The organism is Pseudomonas sp. NFIX49 (genome assembly GCF_900115915.1).
Taxonomy (GTDB): Bacteria; Pseudomonadota; Gammaproteobacteria; order Pseudomonadales; family Pseudomonadaceae; genus Aquipseudomonas; species Aquipseudomonas pharyngis.
The window spans coordinates 446,773-453,303 of record NZ_FOYE01000007.1 but is presented as its reverse complement, the minus strand read 5'-3'; the positions used below and the strand labels follow the sequence as shown (position 1 = coordinate 453,303).

Sequence of the window (6,531 nt, the reverse complement as noted above, 5' to 3'; positions counted from 1 at the left end):
CGTTGAGCTAACCAATACTAATTGCCCGTGAGGCTTGACCATATAACACCCAAGCAATCTGTAGACTCGAAAGAGCATCAGATTGCGGTGTGTGAAGACGCAATGAACCGAAAGTTCGACGCTCACAAAACACCGACAGCTGTCACATACCCAATTTGCTGAAGCGAGGCCATCTGGTCACGAGTCAGTACCTGAATTTCTTGACGACCATAGAGCGTTGGAACCACCTGATCCCATCCCGAACTCAGAAGTGAAACGATGCATCGCCGATGGTAGTGTGGGGTTTCCCCATGTGAGAGTAGGTCATCGTCAAGATTAAATTCCGAAACCCCAATTGCGAAAGCAGTTGGGGTTTTGTTTTGCCTGCAGGAAAAGGCTCGGCCAATTCTCGATTTAGATTCTTGAGGAAGCGACGCTGTAGGTGTTTATCCAGTAGGGCGTTTGCCTGATCACTTTCCTCTTGTGATACGCCATGGCTACCCCGTATAAGAGCGACTTTCACTTCCGATATAAGAAAAAGGGTGCACGCATGAGCAATGCCTGGAACGAGGGATATTTCACGGACGAAGGCTACACCTACAGTTATAGCCGGGAAATCAATCCGGTTTTCCAGCGTTATTGTCTGCTGTTGCGCGGATTCGCCACGCTGGAGAGTAGCGACGGCTACCACTGTGAGCTTGGTTTTGGTCAGGGTGTTTCGATCAACATCCATGCGGCGGGTAATCCGGGCTCTTATGTCGGCACCGACTTTCACCCAGGTCAGGCGTCCCATGCCATTGCTCTGGCCAGCGACTGGGGCAGCGATGCGCGACTGTATGACGACAGCTTCGAGCAGTTGCTGGCCCGTCATGATTTGCCTCAGTTCGACAGTATCAGCCTGCATGGCATCTGGACCTGGGTCAGCCGCGATAACCACAAGTTGATCGTTGAATTCGCCCGTCGTCATCTCAATCCTGGTGGTCTGCTGTACGTCAGCTACAACTGCTTCCCGGGCTGGTCGCCCCAGGCACCCTTGCGCCAACTGTTCAGCCTGCACGACCGCTTCGCCAGTCAGGCCTCTGCACGTCCTGATCAACGTATCGACGCTGCGCTGCAGTTTTCAGAAGCGCTGCTGGCTGCAAATCCCAAATATGCCAACTCGGCGCCAGGGTTGGACGCCAAGCTGCAGAGCATCAAGGGCCAGGATCGCCAGTACGTCGCCCATGAGTATTTCAACCGCGATTGGAACTGCATGTATTTCACCGACGTGGTTGATGCCCTGGCGCCCGCCAAACTCGATTACGCCACGACAGCCGTGCCGCTGGACTCCGTCGATCCGCTCAACCTGACCGCCGAAGGCATGGACTTTCTGGAAGGCATTGAGCACCCGGTCATGCGTGAGCAGGCGCGCGACTATTTTGTGAACCAGAGTTTCCGCCGGGATCTTTATGTGCGCGGCGCCAACAGACTATCTGCTACCGAGCACCGCGAGCGTATGCTCAGCACGCGCTTCGTCCTGTTGCAGGCAGCCGACAGCGTGCCGGCCAACGTCACCGGTCCGGCAGGCGCAGCTACGCTGCAGGCAGAGATTTACGGCCCGGTACTCGCAGCACTGGCGGATGACGCCTATGTGCCGAAGACCTTGCGGCATTTGCTGGATCTTTTGCCCTCGCTGGCCTATGGCGATGTGGAACAGGCCCTCAACGTGTTGATCGGCATGGGGGCCGTGGCGCCCTGTCAGAGCGAAGCAGCCGAAAAACTGGTGCAGGCCCGCTGCAATACCCTCAACCTGCAGCTTTGCAAGCGTTCGTTGTATGGCCACAAGATACAGACCCTGGCGAGTCCGGTGACCGGAGGTGGGGTGACGGTCAGTCGCTTCCAGCAGTTGTTCCTGATATCGATCAAACAAGGCAAAAAACACCCGGCTGAATGGGCACAACTGGCATGGGGCATCATCGGCGGCCAGGGCGAAGGTCTCCTCAAGGACGGCAAGGCCCTGACCACCGCGGAAGAAAACCTTGCCGAATTGACCGCGCAGGCTCAAGCGTTTGCCGAGAGTACGCTGGTGATTCTCAAGGCTTTGAAAATCGTCTAGTCGAGAGAGGGACGGCAGGATGCCCTCGCGTCGCCTGCCGTCGACCAGACACTTCGGATTCTTGCGCAAAACCAGAACAGCACCGCGGCGGACGCGCGGTCGATGTAATGCCCCGATCAAATAATAGCGGTGACGGAAACCGGACTTTCCATAGGTACTGAAGTGAAGCGTGATACTCACCTTGTAATGCTCTTGCTGTTGGTAATCGGCTGTTCCCTGGCATCGCTGACCATCTGGAAGATAATGGGCTCTCGGGATCGAGCACTGGATGAAGTCAATGTCCACGGGTTGAACCTGACGCAGGCACTTGCGACGTATTCCGAAGGCATTGTCCGGCAGAGCTCGCTGCTTCTGCTCGGACTCGTCGAACGTCTGGAAACCGAAGGCAGTGGCCCAGCGCAAATCGAACGGCTCAAGACTTTGATCAACCGGCAGCGACCGCTGATGCCGCAGCTCAGTGGCATCACTATTTACGACAACAAAGGTCACTGGTTGATGTCATCCAACCGGCCGATTCCTGTCGGTGCCAACAGCAGTGACCGTGCCTATTTCATTCATCACCGTGACGATCCATCTCGCGAGCCCTTCATCGGCCCGCCCATCCGCAGTCGTTCGAATCAGGAGTGGGTGATTACCATAAGCCGGCGTTTCAATGACGATCGCGGAGAGTTTGCCGGTGTGGTGTCGGTCACCCTGGGGGTGGAAAACTTTCTGCGTCTGTTCGGCCAGCTCGATATTGGGCAGGAGGGCGCCATTGGCTTGTCCTACACCGATGGCACGCTGCTGGTCCGTTACCCTTTCCGTGAACAGGACATGGGGCGCAACTTCTCCAATTCGCCGATCTATGCGAAGTACCTGGTGGACAAATCGGTTGGCACTGCATCCTTCACGTCCAGTCTGGACGGCGTGGAACGGCTCTATGCCTTTCGCAAGAGTGAAACGTTGCCACTGATCACTACGGTTGCGCTCGGTAAGCGCGAAGCCCTGGCGGCGTGGCGATTTGAAGCGCTGCTGTCGATCGGTGTGGTTACCACATTGCTGGGGCTCACCGGCGTCATTGGCTGGTTCCTGATCCTGGATATTCGTCGCCGGACGCAGGTAGAAGGAGAGTTGCGCGATACCCAACAACAGTTGCTCGGCACGAACCGGCAACTTGAGCTGTTGGCAATGAAGGATGCGCTGACAGGCCTGGCCAATCGGCGATGTTTCGATCAGACCCTGGCGATGGAAGCGCGCCGGGCGAAGCGTGACGCAACTTCGTTGGCGTTGCTGATGATTGATCTCGACTATTTCAAACTGTTCAACGACGCCGAAGGGCACATTGCCGGCGACGCTTGTCTGCAGCAGGTGGCCAAGGTGCTTGAGACCTGCGTGCGCAGGCCATCGGACCTGGTGGCGCGTTACGGAGGGGAAGAAATGGCGGTGATCATGCCCGATACCGACAGTGACGGCGCAGCGGTCGTGGCGCAAATGATTCTGAAACGATTGGCGCAAGAGCCTATCGCTCACCGGACCAGTCCATTCGGCCGAGTGAGTGTGAGTATCGGCATCGCGGCCGCCACCGGGTCGCAACTGGACACGGTACAAGGCCTGATCGCTGCGGCAGATCAGGCGCTGTATCAAGCCAAAGGGGCGGGCCGCAATCAGCTCGCCAACAGTGTCGCCAGCGAAAGCTACTCTCCGTACACCGGGTAATCCACATAGCCTTCGGCATGGCCGCCATACACCGTGGCCGGGTTCAGCGAGTTCAGCGGCCAGCCATTGGCGATCCGCGCGGGCAGATCCGGGTTGGCCATGAACGGGCGACCGAAAGCCACGAGGTCCGCCAGTCCGGATTCAAGCAACCGCGCACCGCTTTCGGCGTTGTAGCGGCCCGCGTAGATGATCGCGCCGCTGAAGGTGTCGCGTACCGCTCGACGGAAGGTTTCCGGCATCACTGGCGCGTTGTCCCAGTCCGCTTCGGCGATGGACAGGTAGGCAATGCCCACGTCCTGCAGCACCTTGATCGCTTCGATGTAGGTGGTGTGCGGGTCATCCTCGACCATGCCCAGATAAGTCCGCGCTTCATCGGTGGTGGAGAACAGCGGCGCGAAGCGCACGCCGACCTTTTCCTTGCCGATGCATTCGGCGACGCCGCCCACCACTTCGCGCAGAAAGCGCAGACGGTTATGCAGCGAACCGCCGTATTGATCGGTGCGCAGATTGCTGTGGGCTGAGATGAACTGGTTCACCAGATAACCATTGGCACAATGCAGTTCGATACCGTCGAAACCGGCGTCCATGGCATTGCGCGCCGCCTGGATGTAGAGCTGAACCAGTTCCTGGACTTCATCGGTGGTCAGTGCGCGCGGTGTGGATGGCGGCACCAGAGCCCCCATGCCCGGCCCGGTCTCGATGAAAACGCTGACCCGATCGGTGGCGACGGCGGAGGGCGCTACTGGCGCGGCACCATCGGGTTGCAAAGCGCTGTGCGATACGCGTCCCACGTGCCAGAGCTGGGCGAAGATCACCCCCTCTTTGGCGTGAACGGCCTCGGTGACCTTGCGCCAACCGGCAATTTGCTCAGGTGTATGAATGCCCGGGGTCCAGGCGTATCCCTGGCCACGAGGTTCGATCTGGGTGCCTTCAGTCACCAGCAAACCGGCACCGGCACGTTGCTGGTAATACTCGGCCATCAATTCATTGGCGACATTGTCCGGTTGAGTGCTGCGCTGACGAGTCAGGGGTGGCAGGACGATGCGGTTTTTCAGGGTGTGGCGGCCCAAGGTGACGGGTGTAAAGAAACTGCTGTGGTTCATGGAAATACCTTGTTCATGGCCTAATTAGACCAGTCGACTATTCTAGTGACGAAAAAAGAACACCGTGCAACGCACACACGGTGTCCGGATCAGTTGTTCGAGGATGTAGCGGAAAGCTTCAGCCCAGCAGCTTCAGCAGTTTTTCGGCGACAGCTGCCGAGCTGGCAGGATTCTGGCCGGTCACCAGTTTTCCATCAGTCACTACATGAACCTGCCAGTCGGCAACTTTGGAATAGCGACCGCCAAGACGCTGGAACTCGTCTTCGATCAGGAACGGCACTACGTCCGTCAAACCGACGGCTGCTTCTTCGGAATTGGTGAAACCGGTCACTTCGCGATGCTGGATCAGCGGTTTACCGTCCGTATCGACCACATGACGCAGTACCCCCGGCGCATGGCAGACGAAGCCATGGGGCTTGTTGCTGCGCGCGAAGGCTTCGATCAGGGCAATCGAATGCTTGTCTTCGGCCAAGTCCCAGAGCGGGCCATGGCCACCTGGATAAAACACCGCATCGAAATCTTCGGCGCGGACGTCGGCCAGGCGACCGGTGTTCGCCAGTGCCTGCTGCGCGGTGGGGTCCTGGCGGAAACGGTCGGTTTCAGCCGTCTGAGCATCGGGCTCGTCGCTCTTCGGATCCAGCGGTGGCTGACCGCCGGCGGGCGAAACCAGGGTGACGTCGGCGCCGGCGTCCTTGAAGGCGTAGTAGGGGGCGGCGAACTCTTCGAGCCAGAAGCCGGTTTTCTTGCCGGTGTTGCCGAGTTGATCGTGGGAAGTCAAAACCATCAAGATTTTCATAGAGCACCCTGGGTTGGTCTGGCAGCGTTCATGAGCAAGGGATTCGCACAGGATCGGCACCGGGAAAAAGTTTGTCGGGGCGCAGCATAGTTTCCAATTAGACCAGTCGTCTAGTAATTTTTTTCTCTGAAGCTTTTTCATGGGCAGGTGTGGCAAACTCGCGTTCCTTTGAGATAAACGACTGGTCTATTGCCTGGTAATTCGTGCCCCATGAAACCGACCTACGACGACACCCGCCAACATTTGCTCGACACCGGCCACCGGATGATGGCCGAGAAAGGCTTCACCAGTGTCGGCCTGAACGAGATCCTGCAGACCGCCGGCGTGCCCAAGGGTTCGTTCTATCACTACTTCAAATCCAAGGAACTGTACGGCCAGGCCTTGCTCGAGGATTACTTCGTCGACTATCTGGCGGACATGGAGCGACGCTTGACGCTGCCCGGCCTGAGCGCCCATGAGCGGCTGATGGATTACTGGCAGGGCTGGCAGGATCGCTGCACTCTGGAAGGCCATGGCGACGAATGCTTGGTGGTGAAACTCAGTGCCGAGGTGGCTGACCTTTCCGAAACCATGCGCCTGACCTTGCGTGATGGTGCAGAGCGAGTGGTGGCGCGCATCACCGAGTGCATCGAACAGGGCCAGGTCGAAAAAAGCTTGCCTGAGGGCGATGCTCGGCAACTGGCTGAAACCCTGTATCAGCTTTGGCTGGGGGCCAGTCTGCTGAACAAACTGCAACGCACGGGGCAATCGTTGGGTACGTCGATGGCGACCACGAAGCGCCTTCTGAGCGTGTGAGAAAGCAGTAGACGCAAGCGGTCGAGAGTCAGCCGCACAAACGAATGGGAATGCCTATCAATTGCGCG

Annotated in this window: 5 protein-coding genes and 1 rRNA gene; 4 read left to right on the top strand and 2 right to left on the bottom strand. The window is 58.1% G+C overall.

Annotation, left to right across the window (positions count from 1 at the left end):
• The first annotated feature begins 199 nt into the window (after positions 1-199).
• The 3 genes from rrf to BMZ46_RS22125 all read left to right on the top strand — a co-directional run bounded on the left by rrf (position 200) and on the right by BMZ46_RS22125 (position 3,769).
• Positions 200-315 (top strand): 5S ribosomal RNA (gene rrf, locus BMZ46_RS22135).
• A 214-nt stretch (positions 316-529) separates the two neighbouring features.
• On the top strand, positions 530-2,074 hold the full coding sequence (locus BMZ46_RS22130) for a methyltransferase regulatory domain-containing protein (protein WP_074690700.1): 1,545 nt from the start codon (positions 530-532) through the stop codon (positions 2,072-2,074).
• A 162-nt stretch (positions 2,075-2,236) separates the two neighbouring features.
• Entirely contained in the window at positions 2,237-3,769 is a 1,533-nt protein-coding gene (locus BMZ46_RS22125; protein ID WP_074690701.1) for a sensor domain-containing diguanylate cyclase, read from the top strand.
• Here BMZ46_RS22125 and BMZ46_RS22120 read toward each other — a convergent pair.
• Together BMZ46_RS22120 and BMZ46_RS22115 are read right to left on the bottom strand one after the other, a co-directional pair.
• A complete protein-coding gene (locus BMZ46_RS22120) occupies positions 3,748-4,872 on the bottom strand; it encodes an alkene reductase (protein WP_074690702.1) in 1,125 nt (374 codons plus the stop codon). The two genes, BMZ46_RS22125 and BMZ46_RS22120, sit on opposite strands and share 22 nt — an antisense overlap.
• Before the next feature lie 118 nt (positions 4,873-4,990).
• A complete protein-coding gene (locus BMZ46_RS22115; RefSeq protein ID WP_039770993.1) occupies positions 4,991-5,668 on the bottom strand; it encodes a type 1 glutamine amidotransferase domain-containing protein in 678 nt (225 codons plus the stop codon).
• Positions 5,669-5,878: 210 nt separating this feature from the next.
• On the opposite strand from BMZ46_RS22115, the gene BMZ46_RS22110 reads away from it, so the two are divergent.
• Positions 5,879-6,463 (top strand): TetR/AcrR family transcriptional regulator, encoded by a 585-nt coding sequence (locus tag BMZ46_RS22110; protein ID WP_074690703.1) that lies wholly within the window; start codon positions 5,879-5,881, stop codon positions 6,461-6,463.
• The last annotated feature ends 68 nt before the right edge of the window (positions 6,464-6,531 follow it).